Annotated in this window: 10 protein-coding genes; 7 read left to right on the top strand and 3 right to left on the bottom strand. The window is 38.4% G+C overall.

The window, feature by feature from the left end; genetic code table 11:
- Positions 1 to 26: 26 nt before the first annotated feature.
- On the bottom strand, positions 27 to 3,113 hold the full coding sequence (locus ABWU87_RS01220; protein ID WP_353332510.1) for a SusC/RagA family TonB-linked outer membrane protein: 3,087 nt from the start codon (positions 3,111 to 3,113) through the stop codon (positions 27 to 29).
- A gap of 560 nt (positions 3,114 to 3,673) precedes the next feature.
- Here ABWU87_RS01220 and ABWU87_RS01225 point away from each other — a divergent pair.
- From ABWU87_RS01225 to ABWU87_RS01240, 4 genes are all read left to right on the top strand, one after another.
- On the top strand, positions 3,674 to 4,063 hold the full coding sequence (locus tag ABWU87_RS01225) for an L-rhamnose mutarotase (RefSeq protein WP_353332512.1): 390 nt from the start codon (positions 3,674 to 3,676) through the stop codon (positions 4,061 to 4,063).
- Between the two features lie 90 nt (positions 4,064 to 4,153).
- Positions 4,154 to 6,445 (top strand): GH92 family glycosyl hydrolase, encoded by a 2,292-nt coding sequence (locus tag ABWU87_RS01230; RefSeq protein WP_353332514.1) that lies wholly within the window; start codon positions 4,154 to 4,156, stop codon positions 6,443 to 6,445.
- 44 nt (positions 6,446 to 6,489) lie between these two features.
- On the top strand, positions 6,490 to 9,144 hold the full coding sequence (locus ABWU87_RS01235; protein WP_353332516.1) for a glycoside hydrolase family 2 protein: 2,655 nt from the start codon (positions 6,490 to 6,492) through the stop codon (positions 9,142 to 9,144).
- A 9-nt stretch (positions 9,145 to 9,153) separates the two neighbouring features.
- Positions 9,154 to 10,608 (top strand): glycoside hydrolase family 125 protein, encoded by a 1,455-nt coding sequence (locus ABWU87_RS01240; RefSeq protein WP_353332518.1) that lies wholly within the window; start codon positions 9,154 to 9,156, stop codon positions 10,606 to 10,608.
- A gap of 211 nt (positions 10,609 to 10,819) precedes the next feature.
- Here ABWU87_RS01240 and ABWU87_RS01245 read toward each other — a convergent pair whose 3' ends face one another.
- Together ABWU87_RS01245 and ABWU87_RS01250 are read right to left on the bottom strand one after the other, a co-directional pair.
- The gene (locus ABWU87_RS01245; RefSeq protein WP_353332520.1) at positions 10,820 to 11,989 is read right to left on the bottom strand and encodes an MraY family glycosyltransferase; all 1,170 of its coding nucleotides are present in this window, start codon (positions 11,987 to 11,989) and stop codon (positions 10,820 to 10,822) included.
- A 499-nt stretch (positions 11,990 to 12,488) separates the two neighbouring features.
- A complete protein-coding gene (locus ABWU87_RS01250) occupies positions 12,489 to 13,139 on the bottom strand; it encodes an HAD family hydrolase (protein WP_353332522.1) in 651 nt (216 codons plus the stop codon).
- A 396-nt stretch (positions 13,140 to 13,535) separates the two neighbouring features.
- Here ABWU87_RS01250 and ABWU87_RS01255 point away from each other — a divergent pair, with 396 nt between their 5' ends.
- The 3 genes from ABWU87_RS01255 to ABWU87_RS01265 are packed head-to-tail and all read left to right on the top strand — an operon-like array spanning position 13,536 to position 16,165.
- Complete coding sequence (locus ABWU87_RS01255; RefSeq protein ID WP_353332525.1) at positions 13,536 to 14,393, top strand: enoyl-ACP reductase FabI; 858 nt, start codon at positions 13,536 to 13,538, stop codon at positions 14,391 to 14,393.
- 50 nt (positions 14,394 to 14,443) lie between these two features.
- The gene (locus ABWU87_RS01260; RefSeq protein ID WP_434533897.1) at positions 14,444 to 15,445 is read left to right on the top strand and encodes a gliding motility lipoprotein GldB; all 1,002 of its coding nucleotides are present in this window, start codon (positions 14,444 to 14,446) and stop codon (positions 15,443 to 15,445) included.
- A gap of 15 nt (positions 15,446 to 15,460) precedes the next feature.
- Positions 15,461 to 16,165, top strand: a complete 705-nt coding sequence (locus ABWU87_RS01265; protein WP_353332529.1) for an SAM-dependent methyltransferase — start codon at positions 15,461 to 15,463, stop codon at positions 16,163 to 16,165.
- Positions 16,166 to 16,170: the final 5 nt, after the last annotated feature.

Consider the following 16,170-nt stretch of genomic DNA (forward strand, 5'->3'; position numbering starts at 1 on the left):
GTGAAAAATAGTAGGATGAAAGGTTATTAAAAAGTAACGTTTACACCTAGTGAGAATACTTTTAGGTTAGGATACGATCCTCTTGAAGAAGCTACTTCGGGATCGAAATCTTTCATTCGCTTATCAGCTCTTAAAGTAAACAGGTTGCTTCCGGACATATAGATTCGGGCTTTATTGATTCCAACCTTTTGAGTAAGAATGTTAGGGAGTGTGTACCCGAATATCAAACTCTTAATTCTGAAATAATCAGCATCATACAACCAGAAAGAAGAGATTCTTACGTTTTGATTGTTGTTGGCTGTAGGCAATATGCGAGGGTAAATAGCATTAGGATCAGGGTTTTCGGCTGTCCATCTTCCTAAATGATACTTTTTAGCTCCCGCTCCGTTAAAGAATGCCTGAGAAGATTCTCCGCTTAAGTATACCTGTACATCATTTACCCCTTGTCCCTGAATGCTTAAATCAAATCCTTTGTAAGCAGCATTCAAACTTAAACCGTAAGTGAAGTAAGGTACGTCATTCCCTAAAATAGTACGGTCATCAGCATTGAATACATTATCACCGTTAACATCTTTATATTTGATATCTCCGGGTTTAGTTTGAGCATCTTGTTTTACGTGATTATCAATATCTTTTTGGTCAACAAACAAGCCTTCAGCCTTATAGCCATAAAATGAACCAATTGCATTACCTACACTTGTAATATAAACATCACTAGGTGGGAAAATCTGCTCATTAAGATTTATTACTTCGTTCCATATTTTAGTGACATTACCCGATATGGTGTATTGTAAATCTCCTATTTTTCCTCTGTAGTTTGCAGCGAATTCTATACCTTTGTTTGTAACTTTTCCTGCATTTGTAGACATTTCTTCTTTACTTGCGTATCCTCCCTCAAGTGGTTGCGGCATAACAAGAAGAATGTCACTAGTCACTTTATTGAATACATCTAGCTGGAAGTCGAATGTATTATTAAAGAAGCCAGCATCAACACCAATGTTTGTCATTGTAACAGTTTCCCATGTCAATTCTTTATTTGCTTGTTTTGAAGGCCATGCTCCGTTTACCTTGTTATCACCCATAATTCCGGCTGTTCCAGTTTTCAGCATATCAAAATAATCATAGTAACCTACATTATTTACATTACCTAGTTTACCCCATGAAGCTCTAAGTTTCAGGTTGGATAACCAATCGATGTTTTTCATGAATGCTTCTTCGGATAGCCTCCAAGCTCCAGAGAATGAAGGGAAAACACCTAAGCGGTGGCCTGGAGCAAATTGAGAAGACTGGTCGAAACGAACGTTAGCTTCGAAAAGATATTTTCCTGCATATGCATAATTGATACGTCCGAATTGAGAGGAGAATCCTCTTTCACTGATGCTTCCACTGTTGTCTAAGTCATCTGCTGAAGCAGAACCTCCATTAATAGCATTCAGTTCGTTTGAAGGGAAATTTTTTCTGGAAGCCATTAAGCTTTTATAGCTATAATTTTCGTATTGAGTACCTGCCATGATTGATGCATCGTGTGCTCCAAATGTTTTGGAATAAGAAGCATAAACCTGTGACATAAAGGTGCTGGATGTTTCCCAAGTGTTAGTCAGCTTATTGGTAATTACCGAAGTCCCTCCCAGTGGTGCTTTTTTTATAAAACCGATAATCGGGTCTACTGTATTTACAAAGCTTGATGCATTCTTGTCGTATTTGTTATAAGAGAATATACCGTTAATTTCCATTCCTTTGATCGGTCTCAGATTTGCATTCAATGAAGCATTGAAACGTGATGTCTGATAATTAGAACGGCCATATTCAGCTATCTTTCTTAATGGATTGTCCTTGGCAAGTACTGCACTTTCTGTTCCGGCAGTTACACTTCCCCAAGTGCCGTCAGAATGTTTTGCCACAGTTAGTGGAGTCATTCTGTCGAGGTCTGTAATTGAGAAGTCTCCTCCATCTTGATTATAATCATCTTTCACAAACGAGATATTTGTTCCCATGCGGAAGAAATCTGTAAAATCGCGTTCTGTATTTGCACGGAAACTGTATCTGTCAAGTGTACGTCCTCTTACAAGAGACTCTTGGTCGTAATATGTTCCACTTACAAAATAGCGGGTTTTTCCTCCTCCGGAAACTGTTACATTGTGCTCTTGCATAGGTGCGGTTTTGCGATAAACCAAACTGTACCAGTCGTTGTTTGGATAAAGGTCAGGTTGGCTGCCAGATTTAATGATGTCTAGTTGTTCTTGACTATAAACGGCTTTTTTGCCTGCATTAAGATTTGCTTCATTAATAAGATTTGCATAATCCAATGATCCCAATTTATCTGGAAGAACAGTTGCTGACTGCCATCCGTAATAACTTCCGTAGCTTACACTGGTTTTTCCTTCCTTACCTTTTTTGGTAGTCACAAGGAATACACCATAAGCAGCACGTGATCCGTAGATAGAAGAGGCAGCTGCATCTTTCAAAATACTTATTGATTCAATGTCTCCTGGAGGGATACGTTGAAAGTCACCTTCACTTACAGGTACACCATCTAAGATGTAAAGTGGAGCAGAAGTTCCCAAGTTACCACGTCCGCGTACATTGATTGACCCCATGTCACTGCCAAGATTTCCCGGGCGGGAGATAACTGTCACACCAGGGGTTACTCCTTGGAGGGCATTAGCAAGAGAGGTTGCTGGTTTACCGATGATAGCTTCAGTCTTTACAGTGTTTACTGTACCCGTAAGATTCGCTTTCTTTTGAGTACCGTATCCTACAACTACAACTTCGTCCAGAACTTTTGAATCCTTTTCCAAGATAATCTCAATAAATGTGCGTCCGTTTACTGCAACAGTCTGAGGTTTCATTCCGATGTACGATATAACAAGTGAGCCATTTTCTGGAACCTTATTAAGTATAAAATCACCGTCAATGCCAGTGGAAGTACCAATAGATGTTCCTTTTACAGCAACACTCGCACCAATCACGGTTTCGCCGGAAGATTCTTTAACTACACCTTTTACTGTGATGTCTTTGGCCAACACGGGTAGCGTGGTCATTACAATCAGTACAAGCATTAATATTCTCCTTGAGTACGTAGAGAATAACTTCGTCTGTTTTTTGATTTTCATTTTTTGATAGTTTGGTATTAGAATTAATATAATCCGTTGCCAGATGTTTAAGTGTTGCAAAATTAAATTCATTTATTTTAATATGATGTATTTTGTTATGTATATTTTTTAATATTATATTTTTTTAATATTTTAATCAAAAATTAATGATTAATAGAATATTTTACTCTAAAGATGGGTCTATTTAAATAATATTTTAAAAACAAAGCTTTATAGATCTAAAAAATAGGTGTGATTGAATTTGAATAGTTGTTTTGTGTATTAATAAAAAGATACAATAAAAATCAAAAGTTAAATGATCTCTTTGGAAGCATATAACTATTATTAAATAGTGTTTTGAGATTTATAAGTCGTACTAATACTTCTCTTGTAGCGTTTATTTTTATGAATTACTTATCAACTATTTTACTTATTCATATTATACATCTTAAACATGAAAGATATTTTTATATATTTGCAACAAATGAGATACCTATCACAATTGATGTGAATAATTGTATATATCATGAAAATGATAATCCGTTTGATATAGAGTAGACTAAAACTATTTAATGTAATCTATGGAAACAAAAAAGACAGGCTACAAAGTACAAGAGTATAATCAACCCGTGAAACGCTATTGCCAGACTCTGGATTTGAGAGATGATCAGGAGCTGATTGCCGAATACATAAAGAGACATCGTGAACCATGGCCCGAGATTCGGGAAGGTATCCGTGAGGTGGGTATTCTGGAAATGGAAATTTTTCTATTGGGAACAAGACTTTTTATGATTGTTGAGACTCCTTTGGATTTTGAATGGGATGTCGCAATGGCCAAACTGGCTACTCTTCCTCGTCAGGCTGAATGGGAAGAGTATATGTCTGTTTTTCAATTGGTATCACCAGGAGCTTCTTCTTCAGAGAAATGGCAATTAATGGAACGGATTTTTACTAATAAATCTCAAAAATAACCTATTAAGTATAGTATAATTTAAGTTTTTCCACCTATATTCCTTATATTTGTTACCTATTAGCAAGTAAACAAACCTAAGGTATATAGTATGAAACAAAAAGCTTTATTTAAAAGTCCTTTTAAGAGACTGTTTGTCTGTCTAGCACTAGTAGCGTGCATGCTTCCTGGTTCAGCTCAACAAACTAAACAGAGTGTTCGCAAGGCAAGTCTTACACAATATGTAGACCCTTTTATTGGGACAGGTTTACATGGACACGTATTTATGGGAGCAAATGTTCCTTTCGGAGCAGTGCAGGTTGGTCCAGTAAACCTCTCAACTGGTTGGGACTGGTGTTCGGGTTATAATTATGCCGATTCAACCATTGTCGGATTCTCTCAGACTCACCTGAGCGGTACCGGAATTGGTGATTTGGGAGATATCTCACTGATGCCTGTTATAGGAAAAGTGAAATTAGCCAAAGGTACCCCTTCAAAACCGGAAAGCGGATATGTTTCTCTGTTTTCACACAAACAAGAAGTTGCCCGTCCCGGATATTACTCGGTTCACCTGAAAAGATACAATATCGGTGTTGAACTGACTGCCACAAAACGTGTCAGCTTCCATAAATACACTTATCCAAAAGCCACAGAGGCCGGAATCATCATAAACCTCGAACAGGGAATCGGTTGGGATAATCCTATGGAAACATATATTACCGCCGAGACTGACAGCACTATCTCCGGATACAGATTCTCCAAAGGATGGGCTAATGATCAACGTATATTTTTCTACGCGACTTTTTCCAAACCATTTAAAAACTTTACAGTATCCGACACAACTGCAGTGAAACCAGGCAGGACATTGAAAGCCCGCAGAGCTTACGGTGTTGCAACATTTAATACAGCTGCCAACGAGGTTATCATGGTTAAGGTAGCCATTTCGCCTGTAAGCATAGAAAATGCAAAGTTAAACATGAAAGCAGAATTGGCCGGATGGAATTTCAAGCGGACAGTAGCCAATGCAGATGCTGCCTGGAATAAGGAACTTGGCAAGGTGGTTGTTAAAGCAGACTCTCCTGCTCGTATGCGCACATTCTATACTGCTTTGTATCATACCATGATAGCACCGTCGGTATTTGGAGACGTAGACAAAGATTATAGAGGAGCAGATAAAAAAGTTCACAAAAATGCCTCTTTCACAAATTATACCACATTCTCATTGTGGGATACTTACCGTGCAGCACATCCTCTTTTTACACTTCTTCAGCCGGAAAGAACTGCTGATTTTGTGAATACCATGCTTGCTATCTATCAGCAACAGGGAGAGCTTCCGGTATGGCATCTGATGGGTAATGAAACCTACTGTATGGTGGGATGCCCCGCTGTTCCGGTTATTGCAGATGCATATCTGAAAGGAATCAAAGGTTTTGATAGAAAACTCGCTTATGAAGCAATGAAGAATACTATGATGCTTGATGGTAGAGGACTGAAATACGTGAAAAAATATGGATATATACCTGCTGATAGTACTGTTGAATCTGTTGCTATGGGTATGGAATATGCCATTGCAGACTGGAGCGTGGGTCAGGTAGCCAAAAAAGAAGGAAATAAAGAAGATTACAATTATTTCGACAACCGGGGTAAAGCCTACAAGAAGTACTTCGATGCAAGTACTGGTTTCGTTCGTGGACGTATGGCTGATGGCTCTTGGAGAACTCCTTTCAATCCGTTCTCTTCCATTCACCGCCAGAATGATTATACAGAAGGAAACGCATGGCAGTATACCTGGCTTGTTCCGCAGGATGTCGAAGGATTGATTCACCTTTTCGGAGGAGACAAACCCTTTACTACCAAGCTTGATTCGTTGTTCCTTGCTAAGGGAGATCTAGGTGCAGATGCATCGCCTGATATTAGTGGTCTGATTGGACAATATGCTCATGGTAACGAGCCCAGCCACCATATTACTTATATGTATGCTTATGTGGGGCAGCCATGGAAAACTGCAGATAAGGTACGTGAAATCATGAATACATTATATACCGATCGCTTTGATGGTCTTTGTGGTAACGAAGATGTGGGACAGATGTCTGCATGGTACGTTCTTTCTGCAATGGGATTCTATCCTGTTAATCCGTCAAACGGATGCTATGTTTTTGGTAGTCCGGTTATTAACAGCGCTGTCATAAATGTGGGTAATAACAAGACTTTCACTATGGATGTCCGAAATAATAGCAATGTAAATAAATATATTCAACGTATAACCTTGAACGGAAAAGAGTACACAAAATCTTATATCCGTTACCAGGATATCATGAACGGAGGAAAACTGGTGATGGAGATGGGTGCTAAACCTTCTTCCTGGGGTACTGCACCGGCCGATCGCCCTCAATCTGAAATGTAAATAATCACTTTAAACCAACAAACATAAATCAACTAAAAATTATAATGAAAAGAAACAGTTTTATTGTTTGGCTATTCTTGTTATGTTTTACCGGTGTAACTGCTCAAAACCGCTATGAGCTAAATAGCGGATGGAAATGCAGATCGATAGAAGATGAGAAAGCTACGGGAGAAGCTATTTCAACTCCCTCTTATTCGTTGTCGGCATGGAAGAATGCCGTTGTTCCAGGTACTGTCCTGACCACTTTGCTGGCAAATAAAGAGATTCCGGATCCATTTTACGGAATGAATAATGAGCTTATTCCTGATATTTATAAGACAGGAAGAGACCATTATACCTATTGGTTTGTTAAGAGTTTCAAGGAAGAAACTCCCGTAAATGGGAACCAAGTATGGCTTACATTCAGAGGAATAAACTATAGTTGTAAGATTTATTTAAACGGACAGCTGGTTAATAAAGAACCTTATGAAGGAATGTTTCTGCGCAAAACATTCAATATTACAAGCATGTTGTCAAAAAGTGGTGATAACCGTTTGGCAGTGATTGTCTATCCTCCTAATCCTGTAGGTAACCCGAATGGAGGGCAAGGAGGCGACGGGGCGATTGCACGTAATGTTTCTCACCAATATGTAGCTGGATGGGACTGGATTCAACCAATCAGAGACCGTAATACCGGAATATGGGATAAGGTCTATATCGAGAAAACAGGTAGCGTGAATCTTGTTAATCCGCATATCGTAACACTTGTTCCAGGGAAACGTGTTCCAGATGGAGTGCAGAAAGATGCAGTGATAAAGGTTTCGGCCGAACTTGAGAATGCTTCCGCAGAAAAAATATCGGGAGTTCTGAAGTTCTCTGTTGAAGGGGATGTTGTCTCTCAAAAGGTGAGCATTGAACCTCATAAAACAGTTAAAGTCTCTTTGCCTAACTATATACTGAAAAACCCGAAGTTGTGGTGGCCTGCAGGTTATGGCGAACAAAACCTTTACAAATCTGAACTGACGTTTGAAAAAGAAGATAAAACTGTTTCCGATAGTGAAACTGTTCAGTTTGGTGTGAGAGAGATTCAAACGCCATGGAACCCGATTACACAAAGCCGTGAGACTCATGTGAACGGGCAGAAAATATTTATAAAAGGTGGAAACTGGATTATCTCGGATGCAATGCTTCGTTTTTCTCCTGAACGGTATGACGCGGAAATTCGCTTCCATCGTGATATGAACCTCAATTTAATCCGCATCTGGGGTGGTGCTTTGGTTGAACGTCCTGAGTTCTATGAAGCTTGCGACCGTTACGGTATGTTGGTTTTCCAAGATTTCTGGATGTCTGGCGACTGCAACGGAAGATGGCTCGATCCTTTTAAAATAGACGACCAATGGACAAGACGCAAATATCCGGATAATCATAACCTCTTCCTTGAATCTGCTGCTGACATGATTAAAATGGTACGCAACCATCCTTCATTGGCAATCTGGTGCGGAGGAAATGAAATAGCGCCTCCCGATGATATTCTTCATACATTGCGCGATTCAATATTGCCGGCTCTGGATGGAACCCGCATCTTCTTTGATTACTCAAACACTGAGAAGATGTCTTTGAATACAATCGGTGGTAATGGTGATGGTCCTTACACAATTCAGCCTCTGAGTGTGTTCTGGAACCACAAGACCTGGCCTTTCAACTCGGAAGTAGGTTCTGTAGGTGTTGGTGATTATGAATCTCTGAAACGGTTTATCCCGGAAAAGAACATGAATCTACCTGTTCATCACCCTAACCAGAAACCGAGTGAAACTGCTGATTCTGTATGGACATATCATACCTATACCGGTGTTGGCTACGAAGGTTCTCTTGAGCCTTACGGTACTCCAAAGGATATTCATGATTTTTGCCGCAAAGCTCAGTTGGTGAATTATGATCAGTACCGTGGACTGATGGAAGGATTCAGCTCACATATGTGGAGCTGGTATACAGGGGTCATCATCTGGAAGACTCAAAACCCATGGACGGCTATGCGTGGTCAGATGTACGATTATTATCTTGATGTAAACGCCTGTCTATATGGATTGAGAAACGGAAGTGAAAAACTGCATGCTATGTGCAACCCGGTTGACGGTACTTTGATGCTTGTTAATAATGGCTTCGATCCGGTTTCAAATCTTACTTTAGTGGCTAATTGGATTGATATGGATGGAAAGAACAGCCTGATTAAACAGGAAACATCTTCTATCGATGCTTCCTGCAGCAAAAAGCTTAACAATATTAAAAAAGAACTTGATGTTCTTGCCAAGGAAAAGGGTGGATTCCTACAATTGCAGCTGATGGGCGCAAATAAGAATGTTGTAAGTGAGAATATATACTGGCAACCTGATGGAAATGGCAAATATTCGGGCTTGGCACAGATGAAGGAAGCCAAACTGAAAGTTGCTGTTAAGCCATTGAAAGCTGGTAAACTGGAGGTTACACTCTCAAATCCGACAGGTAACCCGGTTGCATTCTTTAACCGTATATCTGTTGTTGATAAAAAGAGTGGCGAAAGAATTCTTCCAACATTCTTCAGTGACAATTACTGTTCTGTAGTTCCTGGAGGAGAGAAGAAGATTGAAGTAGAATACAACGCTTCATCCAAATCACGTTTGGTAGTAACAGTTTCCGGATGGAATGTTGCAGAGAAAGAGATTTCCATTCCAAAAATTAAATAATTTGATATTATGACTTCACGCAGAGATTTTTTGAAAAAAGGAGGCCTGGGACTTGCAGCTCTTGCCGTTGGCAGTACTCTGGATACTTATGGAAAATCAGTTTCCTCTGTTTTCCAGAAAGAGGCATTTGCAAGTAAACGTCCTGAATTGGCTAAGCGCCATTTTACCTCAAAAGCAGTTGAAGAAACAATTGTAAGAATAAAGAAGAAAATCAAGGACCCCAAACTGGCCTGGATGTTTGAAAATTGTTATCCTAATACACTGGATACCACAGTCAACTTTAGAATGATTGATAACAAACCGGATACATTTGTGTATACCGGTGATATCCATGCCATGTGGTTGCGCGACTCTTCAGCTCAGGTTTGGCCGTACATGTCACTGGTTGAGAAAGACCCGCAGTTGAAGCTGTTGTTCCAAGGGGTAATTCGTCGCCAGACAAAATGTATTCTGATAGATCCATATGCTAATGCCTTTAATGATGGTCCGACAGGAAGTGAATGGGCAACTGACCTCACAACCATGAAACCCGAACTTCATGAACGTAAATGGGAAATAGATTCGTTGTGCTTCCCAATTCGTCTGGCTTACGGCTACTGGAAACAGACTTCAGACACATCGGTGTTTGATTCTACTTGGCAAGATGCCATGCGTCTGGTTGTTAAGACATTCAAAGAACAACAGAGGAAAAATGGACTCGGACCGTATAAATTCCAACGTGTCACCGAGAAGCAATTAGATACACAATCCAATGATGGATATGGCTCTCCGGTAAATCCAGTCGGGCTGATTGTATCAACTTTCCGTCCATCTGACGATGCTTCAACATTTGGTTTCCTGATTCCGTCCAATCTTTTTGCGGTAACATCTTTGAGACAGGTGGCTGAAATTTCACGCAAAGTTACACGTGATGCTACTTTTGCCCGTGAATGTGAAGCTTTGTCCGACGAAGTTATGGCTGCTATACAGAAATACGGGATTGTTGATCATCCGAAATATGGAAAAATCTACGCATACGAAGTGGATGGTTACGGAAGTGTGTTGCTGATGGACGACGCTAATGTTCCAGGTTTATTGTCGTTGCCATACATTGATTGCGCTTCGGTGAATGATGAGATTTATCAGAATACCCGCAAATATGTATGGAGCAGTGATAATCCTTACTTCTTCAAAGGTACAGCAGGAGAAGGTATTGGCGGCCCCCACGTTTCTCACGTGAGTTTGGATATGATCTGGCCGTTAAGCATCCTCATGAAAGCAATGACCAGTACGGATGATATCGAGATAAGAAAATGCCTGAAGATGTTGCGTGATACGGATGCTGATACTGGATTTATGCATGAATCATTCTACAAGGATAATCCGAAAAAGTATACCCGCGATTGGTTTGCCTGGGTTAATTCAACCTTTGGTGAATTAATCCTGAAACTGGAAAGTCAGAACAAGCTTCATTTGCTTTCCTAATCGGATTATGAAGTCTAAATAAAAAGAGGCTGCTTCATTTGAGGTAGCCTCTTTTTGTTGTTCGACTAGCACGAACATATTCTAGTAATCAGAGAGGAAATCATTGATTAATTTTATCTATTACTGATATATACTTTGTATTACCCAACTTCATTATAAGTTTTGATTAATTACACTCTATTGGTATTTAATGTGTGAGATCACTATGGATTTACATCAATGTTTCGCAACTGTTCTGCGATCCCTTTTGGGGGAACCGAGCAAGTGAAATTTCTCTTTCTCTTTTCTTGTTTCTTGCTGTAGCAATGACTTTGTTATAAGTGTATATTACTAGTAAATCAATGAAGAAAACAATGTTGATATCAATATAATTTAGTGCAATAAAATTAGTTAAGGTTATTAATAAAGATGCTGCAATAATCATTAACATTGTTGCCCTGTTTGAAAAACCAATGTCAATAAGCCGGTGATGAATATGCCTTCTATCTGGACAAAACATGTTCCGATGTACACGGATTCTCGCGTACATCACTTTGATGGTGTCAAACATAGGAACGAAAAGTGCAGAACCAATAGTCAGGATGCCTCCTTCAGGAGTGAATGATGTTATTTCGGGTAGATTCATGGCAAGTCTAATACCTAGGAAAGAAAGTAAAAATCCCAGCATCAGAGATCCCGTATCACCCATGAATATTTTGTTTCTACGACTAAGTACATTAAAATAGAAGAAAGAGGTTAATGTGCCTAACATGGAAAAGCAAATAATAGCATATGTCCATTGTTCGCTAACAAAAAACAAACAACCATAAAAGGTTAATGCTATTCCGCAAATGCCAGAAGCCAGACCATCTATCCCGTCAATAAGATTTATTGAGTTAGTAATAAAAATGCATAATAAGATGGTTAAAGGTGCGCCAATCCACATTGGAATATAGTAAATACCAAATAAGCCATATAGATTATTGATGTAAGTACCGCTCAGTATCAGAAATATAGATGCGATAAATTGTGCCACAAACTTTTTCCGATAATTTACCTCGGTTAAATCATCTTTAATTCCTATAATATAGAGTATCATTACTCCCGATACAACCATCATAAAATCTGTCAGAATATCATAAAATTGACTATAATCGGTAGTCTCATTAACTTTTATACTGATAAAGAGTGTAATTGTGGTTGCTAAGAGTAATGTTGGCAAAAAAGAGATACCTCCTAAACGGGAGATAAGGGCTCCATGTTGTTTCCTTTCGTCTGGAATGTCAAATAAACATTTTTTTCTTGAAATTGCTATTATTTTGGGTAGAAGAAAACTTTCTATGACTAGAGCCAGAATGAAACTCAGAGCTATAAACGATATATAAATTAAATATTCTTTCATATAGCCTTCTAAATTAGTGTTAACTAGAACTTCTTTTATAATCACGTTCTTCAAATAGAAAACATCTAAAATAGCTCAAAAGTTCTAAGGGGTGAATTCCCGTTTTATAAAAAAAACACATGAAAATCCTGAAACGCTTATAGGATAGAAGATGTTTGAAAATAAATATTAGTATTTTCAATATTATTTAACTAAATACTTGCTAGTTAACGCTTTAAAACATTGTTTAAGCAAATTATTGATGATGTGTTAATTCTGTAAATAGATAATGATAAGAAGTGGTTTCTTTATTAATTACATTGAATTTGCTTTGAAAAATGAATTTTAGCTGCCAATACAATTCTAACATAAATATTTCCTTTCTTCATGCGAATACGATAAGCAAATGGAAAGGAAATATTTTACCAAAGTGAGATCAGTTATGGAGTTATAATTAATCAAATTTAGACCTCGGTTGAAAATTACTCTTTAGCATATTAAAAACAAGAGATCTACTAGCTTAAGAAATAAGTTCCAGAATTTCTTCAGCCTGGTTTACAATATATGCAGGACTATATTGTTCAAGCTCGGCTCGCTGACGGAATCCCCATGTTACACCTGCAGCTGTGATTCCCGCATTCAAGGCGGTTTGCATATCAATACCTGTGTCGCCAACGTAGAGCACATCCTTTTTATCTACTGGAAAAATCGCAAGGATATCTTCCACGATAGTAGGATCGGGTTTAGCCTTGACTCCTTCCCGTTGTCCGAATACTGCCACAAAGGGAATTTCACTGAAGTAATGTTTAATAAGCCTTTCTGTAGCTGCCTGATATTTATTGGACGCAACAGCAAGTTTTAATCCTTTTTTGTGAAGATTTTCAAGTAAATTCATAATACCAGGGTAGGGACAGCTATGGTCCATGTTATGTACTCCGTAGTGAATCAGGAAATGTTTGCGGACATTTGCAATGTTTTCCTCACTTTTTTCACTTTCGGGCAAAGCACGCTCAAATAGTTTGTAAATGCCGTTACCCACAAAATATTTATATTCCTCTTCTTCATGTTCCGGGAAACCGCACTCTTTCAATGCATAATTGGTGCTTTGAGCCAAGTCGGCAATGGTGTTCAATAGGGTTCCGTCTAAATCGAATATTACTAATTTCTTCATCGTTTCTATTTTTATTGCAAAATTAAGGAAAATATAGCAGGTTGAAGAGTTTAGAATCTATCTTTAGTCTTTTTTGTGGTAGATTTGAAATGATAGTTTTTATAATAGCCTTATTGAAAACTAATTAAGATGGTTGTCTGTTTACTAATAAAGTTACAATCATATTTAAATAAATGCATTTTGTTTTCATCAAACAAATAATATAACAGGAAAATAGCTTTGTTGCAACTAGAAATATATTCATTTTAACACCCTGTTTTAATCGTTGATTTCATGGCATTTTTTCTGTTTTTTTTGTCAATTTGTAGGCTATTAAAGTTAAACTTAGCAACTATTTTCCTTATATTTAAGAAATGTTTGTATCTTTGCACCCCAAATTAACTAATTAGACTAGGTATGAGTTACAATTTATTAAAAGGTAAAAGAGGGATAATTTTTGGTGCACTTAACGAGCAATCAATTGCTTGGAAGGTTGCTGTACGTGCTGTTGAAGAAGGTGCTACCATTACATTGTCAAACACTCCGGTAGCCGTGCGTATGGGCGAAGTCTCTGCGCTGGCTGAGCAATTAAATTGTGAGGTGATTCCAGCAGATGCTACATCTGTGGAAGATCTTGAAGAAGTATTCAGACGCTCAATGGCAATATTAGGCGGACCGGTTGACTTTGTTTTGCATTCAATTGGTATGTCTCCTAACGTTCGTAAGAAGCGTACATATGATGATCTGGATTATGATTTGCTTGCTAAAACAATAGATATCTCGGCTATTTCATTTCACAAAATGCTGCAGGTTGCCAAGAAAATGAATGCAGTTGCAGAATATGGATCAATTATTGCTTTGACTTATGTAGCAGCACAACGTACATTGTTCGGATATAACGATATGGCTGATGCTAAAGCAATGCTTGAATCTATTGCACGTAGTTTTGGATATATTTATGGTAGAGAACATAATGTTCGTGTAAATACCATCTCTCAGTCACCAACAATGACTACTGCTGGTTCTGGTATTAAAGGAATGGATAAACTGATTGACTTCTCCGATCGCATGTCTCCGCTGGGAAATGCAGATGCTGATGAATGTGCAGATTATTGTATCACCATGTTCTCCGACCTGACCCGTAAGGTGACTATGCAGACTTTATTCCATGACGGAGGATTCTCTAGCATGGGTATGAGTCTTCGCGCAATGGATCAATACGAAAAGAGCTTTGATCAATACCGCGATGATAAAGGAAACATTATTTACGGATAAATAATTAAGCAGTGAAAAGCTATTTGCAGCTTTTCACTGCAACTTTTTTTATGAGGAAATTTATATTCTTTTGTCTTATGTGTCTGATCTTTTTTTCCTGTCATCTGGCTTCAGGAAAGAAGGAGCGGGGCAATGCGGTCGAAAGAATAGAAATTGAACGTTATGATAAAGTTCTTAATGAATACGTTGAGTTTAATAGCTTTTCTGCTTTAAAGAAACTAAATACAGAGTATCTGCAAGAAACCAAATACCTTATCGAAGATGTTTTACGCCTTGGACAGGTAAATGACGATAAGATAAACACAAAGTTGAAGGAATTCTATTCTGATTCCACACTTCGTATGCTTACAACAGATGCTTTAAGAAAGTTCAGCGATATGAACCGTCTTGAAAAAGGTTTCAAAAAAGGATTCAAAAAACTAAAGAAAGAAATTCCGGCGCTTAAAATTCCTCATATATATTCTCAGATATCCGCATTAAACGAGTCGGTTGTTGTGGGTGATTCCATTCTTGGCTTTAGTATTGACAAATACATGGGCGAAGATTACATGCTCTATAAACGCTATTTCTACGATTATCAGCGAAAAAGCATGAAGCCTGATCGTATTTTGCCGGATTGTTTCAGCTTTTTTCTGTTTAGCGAGTATCCTTTCCCTGAGAATAACAAGGGACATTTGCTGGATGTGATGCTTTATTATGCGAAAGTGCATTATGTGGTTTCAAAAATACTCGAATACAAGAGCTTCGGTGAAGAGTTGAACTATACAAAACACGAAGAGGAGTGGTGCAAATTCAATAGCAAGAATATTTGGGGATACATGTTACAGAACGGACATCTAAACAGTACCGACCCGATGATTATTCGCAAATATCTTAAGCAAGCCCCTAATACAGCTTTCTTTGGTGATAATTCGCCAATGATGACAGGTGTGTGGATGGGAATGCAGATTGTGGACTCATATATGAAGAACCATAAGAATATGACGCTTAAGGAACTTCTCGAGATGAATGATTATACCCGTATGCTCTCGGAGTCGAGATTTAACCCTTAATATTAAAACCAGATAATGGAAGTTGCTTTATATCTTATCCCCGTCACATTAGGTGATACTCCTATTGAATCAGTTTTACCGCAATACAATAAACAGATAATTGTTCAAATCAAGCATTTTATAGTTGAAGATATCCGGTCGGCCCGTCGTTTCCTGAAGAAGGTTGATAGGGAGATTGATATTGATACACTAACATTTTATCCTTTAAACAAGTATACTTCTCCGGAAGAAATTTCTGGTTATCTCAAACCTCTTACTCAAGGCATGCCTATGGGAGTAATATCCGAAGCAGGATGTCCTGCTGTTGCCGATCCAGGTGCGGATGTTGTGGCTATTGCACAGAAAAAGAATCTGAAGGTTGTTCCGTTGGTTGGTCCCTCTTCTATTATTCTTTCAGTGATGGCTTCCGGTTTTAACGGGCAGAGCTTTGCTTTCCATGGTTATATTCCCATAGAACCTGCCGAACGGATAAAAACATTGAAACACTTGGAGCAGCGTATTTACTCTGAAAACCAGACTCAGCTCTTTATTGAAACACCTTATCGTAACAATAAGATGGCGGAGGATATCCTTAATAACTGCCGTCCGCAGACTAAACTGTGCATTGCAGCAAATATTACCTGCGAAGGAGAGTATATTAAAACAAAAACGGTAAAAGAGTGGAAAGGCAAGTTGCCCGATCTGACAAAGATTCCTTGTATTTTCTTGCTGTATAAGTAACCTGA

It is taken from the genome of Bacteroides sedimenti, from assembly GCF_040365225.1.
Classification (GTDB): Bacteria; Bacteroidota; Bacteroidia; order Bacteroidales; family Bacteroidaceae; genus Bacteroides; species Bacteroides sedimenti.

Excerpts from the sequence above, each read along its gene's own strand:
- ABWU87_RS01220 (WP_353332510.1), bottom strand. The coding sequence starts at position 3,113 with ATGAAAATCAAAAAACAGACGAAGTTATTCTCTACGTACTCAAGGAGA.
- ABWU87_RS01225 (WP_353332512.1), top strand. The coding sequence starts at position 3,674 with ATGGAAACAAAAAAGACAGGCTACAAAGTACAAGAGTATAATCAACCC.
- ABWU87_RS01230 (WP_353332514.1), top strand. The coding sequence starts at position 4,154 with ATGAAACAAAAAGCTTTATTTAAAAGTCCTTTTAAGAGACTGTTTGTC.
- ABWU87_RS01235 (WP_353332516.1), top strand. The coding sequence starts at position 6,490 with ATGAAAAGAAACAGTTTTATTGTTTGGCTATTCTTGTTATGTTTTACC.
- ABWU87_RS01240 (WP_353332518.1), top strand. The coding sequence starts at position 9,154 with ATGACTTCACGCAGAGATTTTTTGAAAAAAGGAGGCCTGGGACTTGCA.
- ABWU87_RS01245 (WP_353332520.1), bottom strand. The coding sequence starts at position 11,989 with ATGAAAGAATATTTAATTTATATATCGTTTATAGCTCTGAGTTTCATT.
- ABWU87_RS01250 (WP_353332522.1), bottom strand. The coding sequence starts at position 13,139 with ATGAAGAAATTAGTAATATTCGATTTAGACGGAACCCTATTGAACACC.
- ABWU87_RS01255 (WP_353332525.1), top strand. The coding sequence starts at position 13,536 with ATGAGTTACAATTTATTAAAAGGTAAAAGAGGGATAATTTTTGGTGCA.
- ABWU87_RS01260 (WP_434533897.1), top strand. The coding sequence starts at position 14,444 with ATGAGGAAATTTATATTCTTTTGTCTTATGTGTCTGATCTTTTTTTCC.
- ABWU87_RS01265 (WP_353332529.1), top strand. The coding sequence starts at position 15,461 with ATGGAAGTTGCTTTATATCTTATCCCCGTCACATTAGGTGATACTCCT.